At 66.7% G+C, this 14,521-nt stretch carries 18 protein-coding genes; 5 read left to right on the forward strand and 13 right to left on the reverse strand.

Annotated features, from left to right (window positions below; genetic code table 11):
* Positions 1–101: 101 nt before the first annotated feature.
* Both EGT50_RS15940 and EGT50_RS15945 read right to left on the reverse strand, forming a co-directional pair.
* Positions 102–659 (reverse strand): hypothetical protein, encoded by a 558-nt coding sequence (locus EGT50_RS15940; protein ID WP_127955642.1) that lies wholly within the window; start codon positions 657–659, stop codon positions 102–104.
* A 150-nt stretch (positions 660–809) separates the two neighbouring features.
* The gene (locus EGT50_RS15945) at positions 810–1,343 is read right to left on the reverse strand and encodes a hypothetical protein (RefSeq protein WP_127955643.1); all 534 of its coding nucleotides are present in this window, start codon (positions 1,341–1,343) and stop codon (positions 810–812) included.
* A gap of 253 nt (positions 1,344–1,596) precedes the next feature.
* Here EGT50_RS15945 and EGT50_RS15950 point away from each other — a divergent pair, with 253 nt between their 5' ends.
* Positions 1,597–1,902 carry a hypothetical protein gene (locus EGT50_RS15950; protein WP_127955644.1) on the forward strand — a complete coding sequence of 102 codons (306 nt, stop codon included), beginning with the start codon at positions 1,597–1,599 and terminating at the stop codon, positions 1,900–1,902.
* A 51-nt stretch (positions 1,903–1,953) separates the two neighbouring features.
* On the opposite strand, the gene EGT50_RS15955 is transcribed toward EGT50_RS15950, so the two are convergent.
* A complete protein-coding gene (locus EGT50_RS15955) occupies positions 1,954–2,631 on the reverse strand; it encodes a haloacid dehalogenase type II (RefSeq protein WP_164873433.1) in 678 nt (225 codons plus the stop codon).
* Positions 2,628–3,179 carry a carboxymuconolactone decarboxylase family protein gene (locus tag EGT50_RS15960; RefSeq protein ID WP_127955646.1) on the reverse strand — a complete coding sequence of 184 codons (552 nt, stop codon included), beginning with the start codon at positions 3,177–3,179 and terminating at the stop codon, positions 2,628–2,630. The genes EGT50_RS15955 and EGT50_RS15960 overlap by 4 nt, the downstream gene beginning before the upstream one ends.
* A gap of 193 nt (positions 3,180–3,372) precedes the next feature.
* Here EGT50_RS15960 and EGT50_RS15965 point away from each other — a divergent pair, with 193 nt between their 5' ends.
* The gene (locus EGT50_RS15965; RefSeq protein WP_127955647.1) at positions 3,373–4,299 is read left to right on the forward strand and encodes a D-isomer specific 2-hydroxyacid dehydrogenase family protein; all 927 of its coding nucleotides are present in this window, start codon (positions 3,373–3,375) and stop codon (positions 4,297–4,299) included.
* Positions 4,300–4,420: 121 nt separating this feature from the next.
* Entirely contained in the window at positions 4,421–4,597 is a 177-nt protein-coding gene (locus EGT50_RS17095) for a hypothetical protein (RefSeq protein ID WP_164873434.1), read from the forward strand.
* Between the two features lie 54 nt (positions 4,598–4,651).
* Here EGT50_RS17095 and EGT50_RS15970 read toward each other — a convergent pair whose 3' ends face one another.
* Together EGT50_RS15970 and EGT50_RS15975 are read right to left on the reverse strand one after the other, a co-directional pair.
* Complete coding sequence (locus tag EGT50_RS15970; RefSeq protein ID WP_127955648.1) at positions 4,652–6,259, reverse strand: acyl-CoA synthetase; 1,608 nt, start codon at positions 6,257–6,259, stop codon at positions 4,652–4,654.
* A gap of 132 nt (positions 6,260–6,391) precedes the next feature.
* On the reverse strand, positions 6,392–7,354 hold the full coding sequence (locus EGT50_RS15975) for a LysR substrate-binding domain-containing protein (RefSeq protein ID WP_127955649.1): 963 nt from the start codon (positions 7,352–7,354) through the stop codon (positions 6,392–6,394).
* Between the two features lie 92 nt (positions 7,355–7,446).
* Here EGT50_RS15975 and pcaH point away from each other — a divergent pair, with 92 nt between their 5' ends.
* Together pcaH and pcaG are read left to right on the forward strand one after the other, a co-directional pair.
* Positions 7,447–8,175, forward strand: coding sequence for a protocatechuate 3,4-dioxygenase subunit beta (gene pcaH / locus EGT50_RS15980; RefSeq protein WP_127955650.1), 729 nt, complete (start codon positions 7,447–7,449; stop codon positions 8,173–8,175).
* Positions 8,172–8,846: a protocatechuate 3,4-dioxygenase subunit alpha gene (pcaG, locus tag EGT50_RS15985; protein WP_235870780.1), complete on the forward strand. Its 675-nt coding sequence runs from the start codon at positions 8,172–8,174 to the stop codon at positions 8,844–8,846. The genes pcaH and pcaG overlap by 4 nt, the downstream gene beginning before the upstream one ends.
* Here the strand turns inward: pcaG and EGT50_RS15990 are convergent, their stop codons facing one another.
* From EGT50_RS15990 to EGT50_RS16020, 7 genes are all read right to left on the reverse strand, one after another.
* The gene (locus EGT50_RS15990) at positions 8,847–9,281 is read right to left on the reverse strand and encodes a PaaI family thioesterase (RefSeq protein WP_127955651.1); all 435 of its coding nucleotides are present in this window, start codon (positions 9,279–9,281) and stop codon (positions 8,847–8,849) included.
* The gene (locus tag EGT50_RS15995; protein ID WP_206615854.1) at positions 9,278–10,225 is read right to left on the reverse strand and encodes a mycobacterial-type methylenetetrahydrofolate reductase; all 948 of its coding nucleotides are present in this window, start codon (positions 10,223–10,225) and stop codon (positions 9,278–9,280) included. Before EGT50_RS15995 ends, EGT50_RS15990 begins: the two co-directional genes overlap by 4 nt.
* A 5-nt stretch (positions 10,226–10,230) precedes the next feature.
* Positions 10,231–11,001 (reverse strand): class I SAM-dependent methyltransferase, encoded by a 771-nt coding sequence (locus tag EGT50_RS16000; RefSeq protein ID WP_127955652.1) that lies wholly within the window; start codon positions 10,999–11,001, stop codon positions 10,231–10,233.
* Complete coding sequence (locus EGT50_RS16005; protein WP_164873435.1) at positions 11,001–11,819, reverse strand: class I SAM-dependent methyltransferase; 819 nt, start codon at positions 11,817–11,819, stop codon at positions 11,001–11,003. Before EGT50_RS16005 ends, EGT50_RS16000 begins: the two co-directional genes overlap by 1 nt.
* A 122-nt stretch (positions 11,820–11,941) precedes the next feature.
* A complete protein-coding gene (locus EGT50_RS16010) occupies positions 11,942–12,772 on the reverse strand; it encodes an NAD-dependent epimerase/dehydratase family protein (RefSeq protein WP_127955654.1) in 831 nt (276 codons plus the stop codon).
* A gap of 60 nt (positions 12,773–12,832) precedes the next feature.
* A complete protein-coding gene (locus tag EGT50_RS16015; protein WP_127955655.1) occupies positions 12,833–13,237 on the reverse strand; it encodes a very short patch repair endonuclease in 405 nt (134 codons plus the stop codon).
* A 22-nt stretch (positions 13,238–13,259) separates the two neighbouring features.
* The gene (locus tag EGT50_RS16020; protein WP_127955656.1) at positions 13,260–14,423 is read right to left on the reverse strand and encodes a DNA cytosine methyltransferase; all 1,164 of its coding nucleotides are present in this window, start codon (positions 14,421–14,423) and stop codon (positions 13,260–13,262) included.
* Between the last annotated feature and the right edge of the window lie 98 nt (positions 14,424–14,521).

Consider the following 14,521-nt stretch of genomic DNA (forward strand, 5'->3'; position numbering starts at 1 on the left):
GATCGGCCGAGTGCACGCCGAACGACGAAGGGCCGGAGCAGCTTCGGATGGATCAAGCAACCCGTCCATCCACTCGGGCCAACCCGCCCCGGTGACCTCGGTCAGCTGGAACTCGAGTCGTTCTCATCCTCATCTGTGATCCGTGCGATACCGATGCTGGGGCCGCCGTCTGGCAGTTGCACGAGCGGGCTGTTGACGAACTTCAGCGTCGTTTCGTCCCACCTCATCAGCGGGAATGCGACGTTGTCCTGCCACGTCTCGTGCAGATTGACGAGGATCGAAGTGCTGCGGAAGCCGCGGGGTATGACCCAGAAGGTGTCCGGGGCGACGGCACCGAGGCCCACGAACTTCACTGTGGGCGAACTCAGTGCGTCGATGTCGTACACCCGCCGGTACTCGGTCAGGGTCAACATCGATTTCGGTGCGGAGTACTCGTTGGTGACAACCGCTTCGTAGATCGGGAGCCCGGCGTTCCGGGCTGCGATCAGAGTCTGGGTCGTCATCGCCTCGGGTGCTGCGACGCTACCGAGAGAAGCACTCCCGGCGCTCGAGCCCGGCGGATCCGTAGCTGCGCCCGCTGGTGCCGTCACTCCACTACCGAGCGCGACGGCAGCGACGGCCCCCACAAGTGCACGCTTCGCCGCTTTGCCGATACTCATGTCCCCTCCTGTTGGCTACGGGCCAAGGGGACGGTTGATCAACACCCCCCGGCTGCATCTGCGTCTTGTGTACCGGCGAAGGGCCCGAGTCCGTTACGAGTGGAACCGTTTTGATCGGTTAGCAGGAATCTGTTCCGAACTCACTTGCGGTCAGAACTCGACCGAGCAGCGATCGTCGCCTCTGCCGGATCCATTCACGGATCCGATGACCCGGATACACGGCGTCGGGCTCTGGATTTGCCACTTCCCGGAGATGCCAAGGACGAAGTGGAACTTGGTGAACGAACGTGCCTCGTTTTGCCATACGCCCGCACCACCATCGATCGGGCCTTCGAATCCCCAGTACGGGGTCATGGTCTGCCCCCCGGAGTCGAGGGTGCGGGCATCGGTGATCGTGTTTCCATCAGAGCACCAATAACCGGTATGCCAGGCGGTGTAGACAGTGTTCCCGGCTGCCGCTCTCCCGTGATAGTCGGCTCGCATTGTCCAGCATCCAGCGGCCATGGGACTCACTGTGCGGCCATCCGATTCGGCCGCCCGCTGACTCGCATGTGCGGCGGCATCGACGGGAAGCTGCGCTTCTTCCTCGTAGACGACCTCGTTCACGAGCTGCGTACGCTCGAGCTGGGCACTGATGCCTTCATCCTGCGCCAGCCCGCCAACTGCCAGAACAGTCCCGGACACAACAAAGGCACCGAGAAGTGCGTTCCGTGCTTTGACCTTCAGGTTTCTCCCCCTTCGAAGTAGTTACCCAGGCCTTGTCGTCGGAACCGGTGCAAGCCGGGTATCAACCTACACAAGGACATCCAAACGGTTAGTATCCTCTTCTTAAATCTCGGAGGGGCGTTTGGTCTCGACCTTGTTGATCGCAACTCTGGTGTTCATCGCGGCCGGGGTCCGTTCGGCGCTGATGCCGATGCCCTGATGGGGGAGTCTGATGTCCAAAACTCAACATCCGCAGCATGATTCACCCGTCGCCGTGTCCTCATGGATGCCCGCGGTCACGCAAATTGCGGCAGTGGCGAGCGTCCCGCTGCTATTTTTCAATCCCTTCATTGCTGTGCCACTGGCGGTCGTCAGTATGGTTCTGAATCGGGATGTTGTCGTGGTCGGCGCGATCACCCTGGTCACAGCGGTGCTTCTCGGGCTGTCATTGTTCTCGGCTACCGGGACCGTCACCCCGGAGGAAGTCCTACCTGTAGAACCGCTTCCCGGCCTATTGCCGGAAATCCACCGTCGCTGATTCAGGAACGGCTTTCGATCGTGGGCGAGTTGTCAGTTGCCGGTGGCCGGGTCACCGCGGTAGGGCGGCCAGGGCGTCGATGACACCCGGCAGGGTGTCCGAGCTGACGTCTGCCTCGGTGAACGCGGGGGTCGCAACGGTCTCGAGTCGCGGGCACCAGCCGGTGGTCAACCCGGCACGGTGTGCGCCGTGGATGTCCCAGGAGTGCACGGCGACGAGGGCGACCCGCTCGGCGGGTACCCGTGCCCTGCTGATCGCTAGTTCGTATGGCTCTGGCGCCGGCTTCCAGATCTTGACCTCGTCGACCGAGAGGACCTCCTCGATCTGTGGTGTGAGTCCGGCGCGGGCGAGGAACGCTCGGGTTGCTTCTTCGGACCCGTTGGAGAGGGTGAAAACACGGAATCCGGCGCGCTTCGCGGTGTCGATTGCCTCCGCGGCGTCCGGTTGGGCGGTCAACTCGCGGAATCCGGCGACCGCGAAGTCGATCTGTTCGGGGGTGAGGGTCCCACGCGTTTCGGCCTGCAGCGAGGACGCGGCGACGTCGAGAAAGGTGCAGTAGCCGTGGGCCGCGGTGATCACCATGGCGTCGCGCAGCAACCGGGCGAACCACCGCTGCAGCAGCCCACTGGGCTGCTGCAGCCGGCTCAGCCGCGACTGCACCGCATCGAGTGATGCGAGCGTCTCGACGACGTCGAACACGACGACGTCCGGCCGAATCCGTGTGGTCACGTCGCGGATAGTCCCGGAGCTGGGGGAAGGTCGAGTTCGGTACCGACGTAGTGGTTGAAGTAGTTGGTGAACAGATTCACCGCGATGTGGGCGAACGCTTCGGTGAGTTCGGTTTCGGTCCACCCGGCGTCCAGCGCGGTCTTCCAGGTCGCGTCGTCGACCTCACCGACATTGCTGGTGGCCTCGCGGACCACGGCCAGCAACGGGCCGAGCTTGCTGTCAACACCGTCGTCGCCGCGACGGATTGCGATGGTCTGCTCTTCGCTGAGCCCGGCACCGATCGCCATCATGGTGTGGGCGGATTGGCAGTAGTCGCACGAGTCGACTGCACCGACGGCCAGGGCGATGGCCTCACGGGTGCGCGCGTCGAAACTGCCGTGCTGTGCGATGGCGTCGCTGATCCCGGAGTATGCGGCGAGCACGACCGGTGAGTGCGCCATTTCGCCGTGAATATTGAGGACTTTGCCGGTGCGTTTCGCCAGCGCCTGCAAGGTAGCCGTGCTGGCGTCGGGGGCGCTGTCGATCGTGTGAACTGGTATGCGGGGCATCAACTGAACTCTCTCGAATGTCCGCGGGTACTCCTGGCGATCCACGGTGGATAACCAGGGAACCCGGTGAGATCGATAGATCTTCCCGGCAATAACGGCGTGTGGGCCATGCTCCGCACCTAGGACGATCGTGTGACCTCACCAGGCCGCGTATTCTGGCGGACCGGGGCCACGACCCGAAGGAGAGCGTGAAATGTCCCCCGTCCCCGTCGCACTTGGCCCGACGAACCATCCGGTGCTGGTGGATGCCGTTGCTCGGGGCGGTGCGATCGTCGCTGCACAGGCCGATGCTCGCGCTCTCGTGTGGGCAGGCAACGACCCGGCGGCTTTTCCCGGCGATGTCCCCGAGACGATCCGATGGGTGCAATTGCCGTCGGCAGGCGTCGAGGAATGGTTCGCAGCTGGGGTCATCCAGCGTCACCCGGAGATCGTGTGGACGTCCGCGGCCGGGGCCTACGCCGCGACCGTCGCCGAGCACGCGTTCACGATGCTTCTCGCCGGGGTCCGCGGGCTGCCCGAGCACCTCGCCGCCACCACGTGGCGACAACGGGAGTTGTTCGACTTGGTCGGAACCCTGCGCGGCTCCCGCGTCGGGATCGTCGGCGCCGGCGGGATCGGACGAGCGCTGATTCCGATGCTCGCTTCGGTCGGCGCCACGACGGTAGCCGTGAACCGCTCGGGCCGACCCGTCCACGGCGCCGACGAGACCATCCCCGCAGACCGCGTCGACGAGGTCTTTTCGACGGTCGACCACGTGGTGATCGCGGCGCCGGCCACCTCCGAGACCCAGCATCTGGTCGGGCGGGAGCAGTTGTCCCGGCTGGGATCGCGGTCCTGGGTGATCAACGTCGCGCGCGGTTCCCTCGTCGACACAGAGGCCCTGGTGGAGGTGCTGCGGGACCGCCGTATCGGTGGAGCCGGTCTCGATGTGACCGATCCCGAGCCACTGCCGGACGGGCATCCGCTGTGGGAATTACCGAACGCGATCGTCACACCGCACGACTCCAACCCGCCATCACTGCGCTCGCCCGCCTACGCCGAGCACGTCGCGGAGAACGTACGCCGGTTTGTCGCGGGCGAAGACCTCATGGCGCGGGTCGACCCGGTCGCCGGCTACTGATCCACACCTCAACTGACACGGTCGGGGATGAGTTCCGGGGCGAATCCTGGGCCCGGGGGTTTACGTGGAATGCCCGAATGCCTAACCTAGCGGGAACGCCCAACTCGACTAAGGATTTCCGGTGCAACACCACAGACCGCACACAGACGGAATCACCACGCGATCGAGCGATGCGGCTCGCATCCGTCGGCTCGCCCAACGCATCGCCGATACGAGTGACAAGGCCGCCAACATCGCGGCGGCCGGCGAGATCATTCGGCTCGCCGCCACACTCGAGAAGGAGCGTGAACGCGTGTAGTCACCGCCACGACCCGGGTCGTCCCGGGCCGCGGGTCCCGCTCGCTGTGACCGCCTAGGTAGAGGCCATCGCGGTGGCCCAGCGGTAGTCCGCCTTACCGGCCGGCGTGCGCTTGACCGCATCGACCACGACCATCGCCCGCGGAATCTTGTAGCCGGCCAAAGTCTTCCGGCAATGCTCCTGGATCTCGGTCAGGGTGAGTTCCGGAGCGTCGGCGTAGGTGGCGATCACGGCCGCGACCTGTTGACCCATGCGCTCGTCCGGTCGCGGCACGACCAGCGCGTCGGCGATCGACGGGTGCGCGTGCAGCGCCGCCTCGACCTCCTCCGCGAAGACCTTCTCGCCTCCGGTGTTGATGCACTGCGAGCCGCGTCCGAGGAAGACGATCGTGCCGTCCACCTCCACCCGGCCCATGTCACCGAGGATCGCCAGACGGGTGCCGTCGTCGCGTGTCGGGAAGGTCCGGGCGGTCTTCTCCGCGTCCTTGTAGTACCCGAGCGGGACATTTCCGATGCGCGCGATGTACCCGATCTCGTCGGTTCCGGGTTCGATCTCATTCAGCGCCTCGTCGACGAGAACCATGTTGGGAGAGGGCGGCATGCGGAGGTTGCCGTCCTGGTCGACGGTGAAGGCGCCGTCGTTCCCCGACTCCGAAGCGCCGAAATTGTCACGCAACACCAGGTCCGGCTTGATCGCGAGCATCCGTTCACGGACGCCGACCGACCAGATCGCCCCGCCCGACGTGATCGAGTAGAGCGAACTGAAGTCGACCTCGCCCTCGCGGCGTTCCATCTCGTCGACGAGCGGCAGCCCCATACCGTCACCGACGATCAGGATCACCTGCAACGATTCCTTCTCGATCCCCTCGACGACCTTCTTCGGGTCGAAGTCGCGCATCAGCACGACGCGCGCGCCGAGCGTGAAGAAGGTGAACAGCGAGTACAGCGCGGCCCCGTGCATCAGCGGCGCGGCGATGAGGAAGGACATGTCCGGGAATTCTTTTGCTGCAGAAGCGACTTCCGCGAGATCCTGCCGTTTCTCCTCGCCGTACGGGTTGCCGCCGGACAGCGGCTTGCGGAAGAAGTCGTCATGGCGCCACATGACGCCCTTCGGGTACCCGGTGGTGCCACCCGTGTACAACACATACAGGTCGTCGCCCGATCGCGCGGGAAAGTCCCTGCTGCTCGACTGTTGACGGGAATCCGCGAAGGGCACCACGGTGATGGATCGCCTGGCGGCGGCGTCGACCAGTTCCGCGACCGGATCACCGACGACGATCACCGACCGAATCAGCGGGCAGCCGTCTAGAAGCCCGGCGAGGGCCCGCTGGTGCTCAGGGAGTTCGACGATGACGGCGACCGAGTCGGAGTTGGTGAAGATGTACTCGAGCTCGGACGGCGTGTACCGGTAGTTGACGTTGACCGGTACCGCGCGGATCTTGATCGACCCGAGGATCGATGTGACGTGCTCGATGCTGTTCTTCAGGAACAGCGAAACATGGTCGCCCGGGGCGATACCGGCCTGTGTCAGCAGGTGCGCGACCCGGTTTGCCTCGGCGTCCAACCTCGCGTACGTGAGGCTCCTGCCCTCGTATGTCAGCGCAACGCGGTCGGGTACTGACTCGGCGACGGACTCGAAGACATCGGCGAGATTGAACTGCATTAGTCATTCCCTTCGGCACAGTGCCGGACGCCGGCACGCATCACCCTTGTCGTCGATGGAGAGTAGCGCGAAACGGATTCATCGGCGGATTCGGACTTCTCGGCGCCGCGTGATCGGCCGCCCCACACCGCCTCAGGTGACGGCCAGTTCCCGCAGAATCCCGGCGAATTCCTCGACGGCTGTAGCCGAATCCGGTGTTGCCCGCCGGAACACGCCAACCGGTTCCGCGGTGCCCGGCGTCGGCTGTGGCAGCCGGACGAGAGTTCCGTCGGCGAGATCGGTCTGCGGTGCGCGTTCCGGAGTGAACCAGACCGCGTCGCCGTCTCGGGCCATGGTCCGGGCCAGCGTGACGTCCAGTGTCTCGATTCGGCCGGAGGGCAGGGATAACCCGTGCCGTTGCAGCAGGACCTCGGTGTGGTGGCGAGGGACCGTTCCCGCGGTCGCCACGATCATCGGATACTCGAGAACGGCTGGCATCGGGGCGGTTCCGGCGTATGCGGTCAGGGGGTGTCCCGGCCGTACGACGAGGGCCAGCGACTCGGTGTAGAGCAGTTCGAAGGTCACGTCCTGCAGCGCCTCGGGCTCGGCCATCCGACCCAACGCGAGATCGAGTTCACCGGCGCGGAGCGAGGCGAGCAGGACAGCGTTCGAGCCGGTGATCACCCGCACACCAGTGTCCTTGTGTGTGCTCTGCAGCCGTGAGATCGCTTTGGGCAGTATCACGCTCGCGACGGTGGGAAGTGCGCCAACCCGAATCGGTGCACTCGGGGCGCCGGCTCCGGAGAGGGCCGCTGCCGCGGACTCCATCGCGTCCGTGACCGCGACCGCGCGCCGCAAGAACTGTTCCCCGGCCGGGGTCAGGCGGGCGCCGTGCCGTCCGCGGTCGACCAGGCGCACACCCGCGAGGGCCTCGAGTTCGTTGAGCGTCTTCGTCACCGCGGGCTGTGTCAGGTGCAGGCGTTGCGCCGCGCGTCCGAGGTGGCGTTCCTGAGCCACGGCGACGAAGCAGGTGAGGTGTCGCAGTCGGATCCGCTGCAGGAAGCGGGCCGCGGCCGCGGTGTCCGGTGGGGGCGGGGGAACGAAACCTTCGGACATTTCCTCAAGTTATGGAAAGTTGGACAAAATGTCAATTTACATGAGGCATGCTCAGAAATAGTGTGGCGGAGTATCGGCTCGAGGAGAACCCCATGACCATCGGCGAGTTCGTCGAACGTGATTTGACGGTGCATCCACCGGCGCTGACCCCTGGCTACAAAACCAGCGTGCTGCGTGCGCCGCGCAACGCCCTGATTTCGCCCCGGAACACGCTCTCCGAGGTCACCGGACCGGTGTTCGCTGCAAACGAGTTGGGGGACAAGGACAACGACCTGATCCTCAACTTCGCCACGGACGGACTGCCGATCGGCGAACGCCTCATCGTCCACGGCTACGTGCGCGACGAGTTCGGCAATCCGGTCTCGGGAGCCCTGGTGGAGCTGTGGCAGGCCAACGCCGGCGGCCGCTACCGCCACAAGAAGGACCAGTACCTCGCGCCGATCGACCCCAACTTCGGCGGCTGCGGCCGGATGCTCACAGACAGCAACGGCTACTACGTCTTCCGCACGATCAAGCCGGGCCCGTACCCGTGGCCCAACAACACCAACTCCTGGCGCCCCGCTCACATCCACATGTCCCTCAGCGCGGACGGGTGGGCGCAGCGCCTGATCACGCAGCTGTACTTCGAGGGTGACCCGCTGATCGAGCGGTGCCCCATCGTCCGGACGGTCCCCACCATCGAGCAGGTCCGCAGCCTGATCGCGCAGGAGGACCCGGCCCATCACGTGCCATTCGACGCGCGCACCTATCGCTTCGACGTCACCCTCCGCGGACGTCGCGCCACCTTCTTCGAGAACACCGTCCCAGGATCTTCGCGATGAGCCGAATCGACCAGCATCCCAACTCCTTCACTCCACGCCCGATGGTGACGCGGTTGGTCGAGACGCCGTCGCAGACCGGGGGGCCGTACGTCCACATCGGGCTCGCACCGCATCAGGCCGGCTTCGAGATTTTCGAGAACAACTTCGGAAACAGCCTCGTCTCCGACGCCACCGTCGGCGAACGGATCACGATCGCCGGCCGCGTATTCGACGGCAGCGGCACCGTGGTGCGCGACGCATTGCTCGAGATCTGGCAGGCCAACGCCGCCGGAAAGTACGCACACCGCCTCGACCCGCAAGACAAGGCGGTCGACCCGGCATTCCGCGGGTGGGGGCGCACCGGTGCCGACTTCGACTCCGGCGTCTTCGAGTTCCACACGGTCAAGCCGGGGCCGGTCGAGGCCGACGGCGGGCGCGTACAGGCTCCGCACATCTGCGTCGTCGTTTTCGCGCGTGGCATCAACTTCGGTCTGCACACCCGCCTCTACTTCGACGACGAGGCCGAGCGCAACGCGGCCGACCCGGTCTTGGCGAGCATCGAGTGGGAGACCCGTCGCCGGACGCTCGTCGCCACGCGCTCGGAGCGGGACGGAAAGACGTTCTACACCTTCGACATCCGACTGCAGAGCAGCCCCGACGGCGGTGCGGAGACGGTGTTCTTCGACATCTGATCAGGAAGCGGTCACGGGGAGAACGGTTCCCTGCGCGACGGCGCACAGACTAGTGCTGCCGTCGTTGGCGACCATCTCCAATGTGCACTCGCACACGGCGCGGCGTCGTCCCGAGTGCACGACCCGCGCGATGGCGCGCAATGTGCGGCCCTGCGCGGGCCGTAGGTACTCGATGCTCATTCCGCCAGTGAGGACCGCTGGACCAAGGACGGTTCCGGCCGCGTAGGTGAGCGCATTGTCGGCGGCGTAGGCGAGTACGCCACCGTGCAGGAAGCCGTTCTGTTGCAGCAGGTCCGGGCGCGCGTCGATCTCGAGGACGGCACCGGAGGTTACGTCGAACGTGACCAGGCGGGCGCCCAGCAGGACGCTGAAGGGCTGGGACGCGAGATGGGTGCGTGCGAACTCGACGTCGAGCGGCGCGTTGGTGCTGCTCACGGAATCTCCTCGATGGGGGCGTGCGGGCGGGTTCCGCTCGATGGTCGCACGCCGCTGCCGTCGGTACGCGGCGACCAGTAGTCGAGCATTGCGGCGAAGGTCTCGCACGCGGCGCGCGAGACTCCGTAGGGAGCCTCGAGGTGAACGCTCAGCGGGAACCCGAGATCGTGGACGCCGTCGATGACGCGTCTGTACATGTCGACCAAGGCATCGCGGCGCTGCTGGAAGGACCTGGCAGCGATCCGGGCGACGAATTCCTGCTCCCGCCGCACCAGATCGTTCCCGTGGTCGTGGATCAGCCAGTCGATCAGGTGCACGCGCTGCTCCATGCCGGGTACGAAACCGAACGAGAGCAGGATCTCCGGTCGCTGCTCGGTGCGGGCGGCGAACTCACGCAGGAAGCCCACGATCCGGTCGGAGTACAGCAACTGGGTCAGAGCGAAGTTCGCGCCGCTTTCGCATTTGGCGTCGAACCTGTTGAGTTCGCCCCGGCGTGTGGGGATCAACACCACCCCTCGGTGCGGGAAGAGCTCCCGGTAGCGTGCTGTTGCTTCCTGGGGCGTGACCCCCGGGGCGTCGGCGGCCGGCATCCCGTGCGGCTTACCGATGAACGTGACGCCGTCCATGCCGGCGTCCCGGAGGCGGTGCACCCGATCGTCGAGCCGCTGTTCGTCGTGGAAGACGGTCACCTGCGTGCACAAGCCCGAGACGGCGCCGAACGACGATCGGACCGCTTTCCAGAAGTCCAGCACGTCCATTCGGGGGTTTATGGGCACGGGCCGGTCCGCGTCTTCGGCGATGATCCCCGGAACCATCACGTGCCCCACGTGCTCGACCAATCCATGTCGGCGGCACAACTCGGCCGCCGAGCTTCCCTCCTCGAGAGCACGTTCCGTGCCCTCTGCCAGTTCCGGCGGCACCAATTCCAGGGCCACCGTGTTCATGGCGTTCAACGACGTTCGGCCGTCGTAAGCCAGACCGAGGCGAGCAGGCGGTCGTGGGAGTCGAAATCGAGTCGGTCCGCGATGGCCGACAGTCCCGTGCCGGGCTGGCGTTCGATGTCGCGTCTGGTAGTCGCGGTGGTGTAGGTGGTGAGTTCCAGGCGTGTGATGGCCCACCCTCCGTCGGTGAGCGTGTCCCGGAGGTTGTCTTCGCTGATGCGGTATGGGCCGGGGAACTCATCGGGTACCTGGTCCGAGAGGCACACGACGTGAAGTCGAGCGTGGGGGCGGCCGGCCCGATGCAACTCGGCCACGTAGTGGGGGCGCTGTTCCTCAGGGAAACAGTGGTAGAGAGCGCTGTCGATGACGGTCGCGAACCGGTCGGCGTATTCGGTCAGGTCGGTGGCATCAGCCACGTCGAATTCGACGACCTTGTCCAGTCCTCGCTGCCGGGCGCGCTCACGGGCGATGTCGATGGCCGCGGGCGCGGCGTCGAGTCCGCACACCCGATATCCGCGCCCTGCGAGGAACATCGCGTTCTCACCTGCCCCGCAGCCGATGTCGAGGACCTCGTCGGTGATCTGACCGTCGGCCTCGAGGTCACGCACGACCGGTTGGACCTCGCTGATGTCCCACGGAACCCGATCGATCCGAAACTCGGGATGCGGCACGTCGGACGCTTGGACGGCGAGGTTGAAAGCGTCGTAGTCGCCACGATAGAGCGCATCGAAGTCGTCGGGACTCGGAGGCGTAGTCGGTTGGGGCGCATTCGCGTTCACTAGCTGCTCTTCCCCGAAGATGAGGACTTGCCCGAAGATGAGGACTTCGAATCACGAACCGAGGCCGCCGTCCGGGCCCGCACGGTGAGCATATTGCACTGCTGGTGGCTGTGGATGTGATCGCACCCCAGGCGGTCGAGCAGGAGGGACAACCCGTCCGGGGTGAATGGCCGTGCTCCGGCGAACCTCACGAATCGGTCCATGATCGGGCCGGTGACCGCATTGCCCGACCCGACAGGGCGGGCCGGGACCATCACCAGTAGCCGTCCACCGGGTGCCACGATCCGGATCATTTCCCTCAGGGCGTCGACCGGTTCGGGCACGAGCATGATCACGAGCGTGGCGCAGACGGCGTCGGCGCAGTGGTCGCGTAGGGGCAGGTTTGTCGCGTTGCCGCGGAGGAGCCCCATGTTCGGGCGAGCCTGCTGGGCTGCTCGCGTCAACATGGGCGCCGAGAGATCCACCCCGACGGCGAGCCCGTGCGGGCCGACCGCGTCAGCCAGGCCAGTGGTGACGTTGCCGGGCCCACAGCCCACGTCGACGACCGTTTGCCCCGGCCGCAGTTGCAACAGGTCGGAGACCACGCCGAAGCCCTGCACCGACGCCATCACCCGTTGTGCCCGCTGGTACATGGCTGCACCGAGAGAGGACTGCCACGCGGCCTGAGCCCGCCCCGGCGGAGGAACGGTTTCACCGGCCATGGTGTCGAGATATCCGCTCGACGTCGGCACCCACGTCACCTCAGGTCGCAGCAGCTGCTCCAGCCGCTCCACGCTGGCGCGCGTCGAGATCTCTTCCGGCTCCGACGATCGATCCACGGCGACCATCTCCCTGGACGACACAAATGCGCAAGGTTCTCTCCAATGGTAGCCACAAACGCGGCACGGTCGGAGCGCGTGCGGCGAGTGCGGCTCGGACCTCGCCCGCCCGAGCAGTCGGGCTAACCCGACATGCCCGCCCGCCAGGACGGGTACCTCGGCACCCATCCGAGCCCCCGGGCCTTCGCGTTCGACGCCCCGCGACCCCTTCCAGGACCGAGACCTTTCGGCTGCGGGGCGCCGACCCACCGACAGAACACCGGGAGCCAGTCGGCGGGGCTCGCGGGCTCGTCGTCGACGACATTGACGATGCCGGTGGGCCAGTCGAGAGCGGCGACTGTGGGCGCAACGGCGTCCTCGACATGCAGGAAACTTTCGATCCCGTTACCGGCGAGGACCCCGTCGCGGGCAGCACGACCGAAGTCGCCATCCGGGGAGTACCACGTGCCGGGGCCGTACAGCTTCCCGTAGCGGAGAATCACGTGGTTCGGGATCTGGGCCGAAGCGTGCTCCATCGCGACGACGCCCTCGACAGTCCGGGCACCCGGACCCGTGGGCTCCCGCAGCGGCACCGTCTCGTCGGCGGGACCCACCCCGTCGGCATAGAGCCATGCGACGCTCTGGGTGATGAGACGCTGCACACCGTAGCGGCGCATCGCGTCGACGAGGTTGCGAGTGCCGACGATGCGCAGTTCTGCGTTGGCCTCGAAGTCGATCACCGACAGATCCGTCAGTTGATGGATTACCGCGTCCGGTCGAGCCTCGACGACGGCGTGTTCGACCGACGCGAGGTCGAAGGCGTCCATGCGCAGGACGGTGGCACCCGCGTGGCGTAGTTCGGGGCGCGTGTCGGGGTTGCGCGAGGTCCCGACCACCTCGTGCCCCCGGGCGATCAGTTCTCGGGTGAGCGGCAACCCGACGAGACCCCCGGCTCCCGCGACGAGGACTCTCATGCGACTGAGCCTAGGGAACGCGCACGGGCGCCGCCTGCGAAGCAGCCGATTCGAGACCGTTCAGGTCGCGTCCAGCGCCGCCTGTACCCGACCCGCCGCTTCCGCCGGATCCTCGTGCTCCCATACCCGGACCACGCGCCAGTCCGCGGCGGCCAGCCTGGAGTCGGTGTCGCGGTCACGGGCGACGTTGGCCGCCAATTTGTCCGCCCACCATTGCGCATTGTTCCGGGGGAACGTCGCGTGCTGTGGGCAGCTGTGCCAGAAGCAGCCGTCGACGTACACGGCGACCCGCCGTCGCGGGAAGACGAGGTCGGCGCGGCGCCGCAATCCGGGCAGGGGTGCGCGGTCGACGAAGAACCGCACCCCGCGCCGGTGTAGCTCGCGGCGCAGTGCGACCTCCGGTGCAGTGTCGCGGCGGCGCTGCGCCCGCATGCGGGCGCTGGTCAGAGGATCGGTGGACGGCATCCACCCCATCCTCGCACCGGCCTCAGGCGACCGCTTCCGGGTGACCGCCCATCCGGTCCAGGTGGTTTTCGACGTCGTCGAGGAAGCCGGGGACGAAGCGCAGGCTGCCGGTGCGGGCGCGCCTGAGGAACCCGGCGGTGGCGCGGGCGGACAGCAGTTGGGAGTGCTCGAGGAAGCCGCCGAGGTCCTCGTATTCCTCCTGCACCGGCCAGTGGGACTCGTGCACTCGGAACGCCTGCCGGTTACGCCCCCACGCGGCGCTGGGCCAGGCGTCGCCCGGCTCGAGTGGGGTCTCATGGTCCGGGCTGTAAGGGATCCGGTCGACGAGGCGCCCGCCCACCCACTCGGCCATGCGAACGCTCACCGCGTTGCCGACCAGTCGCCAGCGATGGCCGTTGCGGACCCCGCTGACCTCGGTGGCGGAGGCGGTCCAGTCGGGGTCGAAGCCCTGTAGGCGTTCGGCGTCGATCAGGCCGGGGGTGACGATCTCACCCGAGGGCAGCCGCACCGCTGGCGGCGATGCGATCCCGACTGTCGATCCGCCCTTGAGCGTCGGCACCGCGTTGACGGCCCACCCGAGCCCACGCACGCCCTCGGTCCAATAGAAGCCGCACGGATACTGCGACGGGTCACCCTCGTCGGGTGCGCCGGCGTCCTGACCGAAGAGCACCTCGCGGGGGTCGTCGCTACGCGAGGCGAGCATCAGCACCCGCTGGCGGCGCTGCGGCAGGCCGAAAGCGCGCGCGTCCACCACGCGGTATGCCCACGTGTAACCGAGATCCTCGAGCGCGTGCGTGATGTGCCGCATCGCCGCCCCACGGCCGAGTTGCAGCATGAAGGGGACGTTCTCGATCAGCAGCCAGCGCGGGCCCTTCTTGCGTTTGACCAGACGAAACACCTCGTCGACCAGGCCCGAGCGGGCGCCGGTGATCCCCTCGGTGCGGCCCGCCTGCGACAGGTCCTGGCACGGGAAGCCGGCCGCGACGAGTTCGATGCGTTGCGGCAACGAGCGCAGCTGGGTGACGTCACCATGCAGTTCGACGCCGGGGAACCGAGTGCGCAGCACCTGCTGGGCGCCGGGGTCGATCTCGCACAGCAGTTCGGTTTCCCAACCGTGGCTGCGCAGGCCCAACTCCACCCCGCCGATACCGGCGAACAGCCCCACCATGTTCCCGGTCGAAGTCACGGCACCCTTCCTCACGCAGATACACGAGCACGTTACTCGAGTCCTCCGCGAAGTCGGCGTTCCGGCACGAGCGAACACCCCGGGCCGTGGCCACGGGG

Source organism: Rhodococcus xishaensis (assembly GCF_004011825.1).
Classification (GTDB): Bacteria; Actinomycetota; Actinomycetes; order Mycobacteriales; family Mycobacteriaceae; genus Prescottella; species Prescottella xishaensis.

What these genes read in the sequence shown, in the direction of transcription:
- EGT50_RS15940 (WP_127955642.1), bottom strand. Translation starts at nt 659, where the DNA reads ATGAGTATCGGCAAAGCGGCGAAGCGTGCACTTGTGGGGGCCGTCGCT.
- EGT50_RS15960 (WP_127955646.1), bottom strand. Translation starts at nt 3,179, where the DNA reads ATGCCCCGCATACCAGTTCACACGATCGACAGCGCCCCCGACGCCAGC.
- EGT50_RS15970 (WP_127955648.1), bottom strand. Translation starts at nt 6,259, where the DNA reads ATGCAGTTCAATCTCGCCGATGTCTTCGAGTCCGTCGCCGAGTCAGTA.
- pcaG (WP_235870780.1), top strand. Translation starts at nt 8,172, where the DNA reads ATGAGCCGAATCGACCAGCATCCCAACTCCTTCACTCCACGCCCGATG.
- EGT50_RS15975 (WP_127955649.1), bottom strand. Translation starts at nt 7,354, where the DNA reads ATGTCCGAAGGTTTCGTTCCCCCGCCCCCACCGGACACCGCGGCCGCG.
- EGT50_RS16010 (WP_127955654.1), bottom strand. Translation starts at nt 12,772, where the DNA reads ATGAGAGTCCTCGTCGCGGGAGCCGGGGGTCTCGTCGGGTTGCCGCTC.
- EGT50_RS16015 (WP_127955655.1), bottom strand. Translation starts at nt 13,237, where the DNA reads ATGCCGTCCACCGATCCTCTGACCAGCGCCCGCATGCGGGCGCAGCGC.
- EGT50_RS15995 (WP_206615854.1), bottom strand. Translation starts at nt 10,225, where the DNA reads ATGAACACGGTGGCCCTGGAATTGGTGCCGCCGGAACTGGCAGAGGGC.
- EGT50_RS15950 (WP_127955644.1), top strand. Translation starts at nt 1,597, where the DNA reads ATGTCCAAAACTCAACATCCGCAGCATGATTCACCCGTCGCCGTGTCC.
- pcaH (WP_127955650.1), top strand. Translation starts at nt 7,447, where the DNA reads ATGACCATCGGCGAGTTCGTCGAACGTGATTTGACGGTGCATCCACCG.
- EGT50_RS15965 (WP_127955647.1), top strand. Translation starts at nt 3,373, where the DNA reads ATGTCCCCCGTCCCCGTCGCACTTGGCCCGACGAACCATCCGGTGCTG.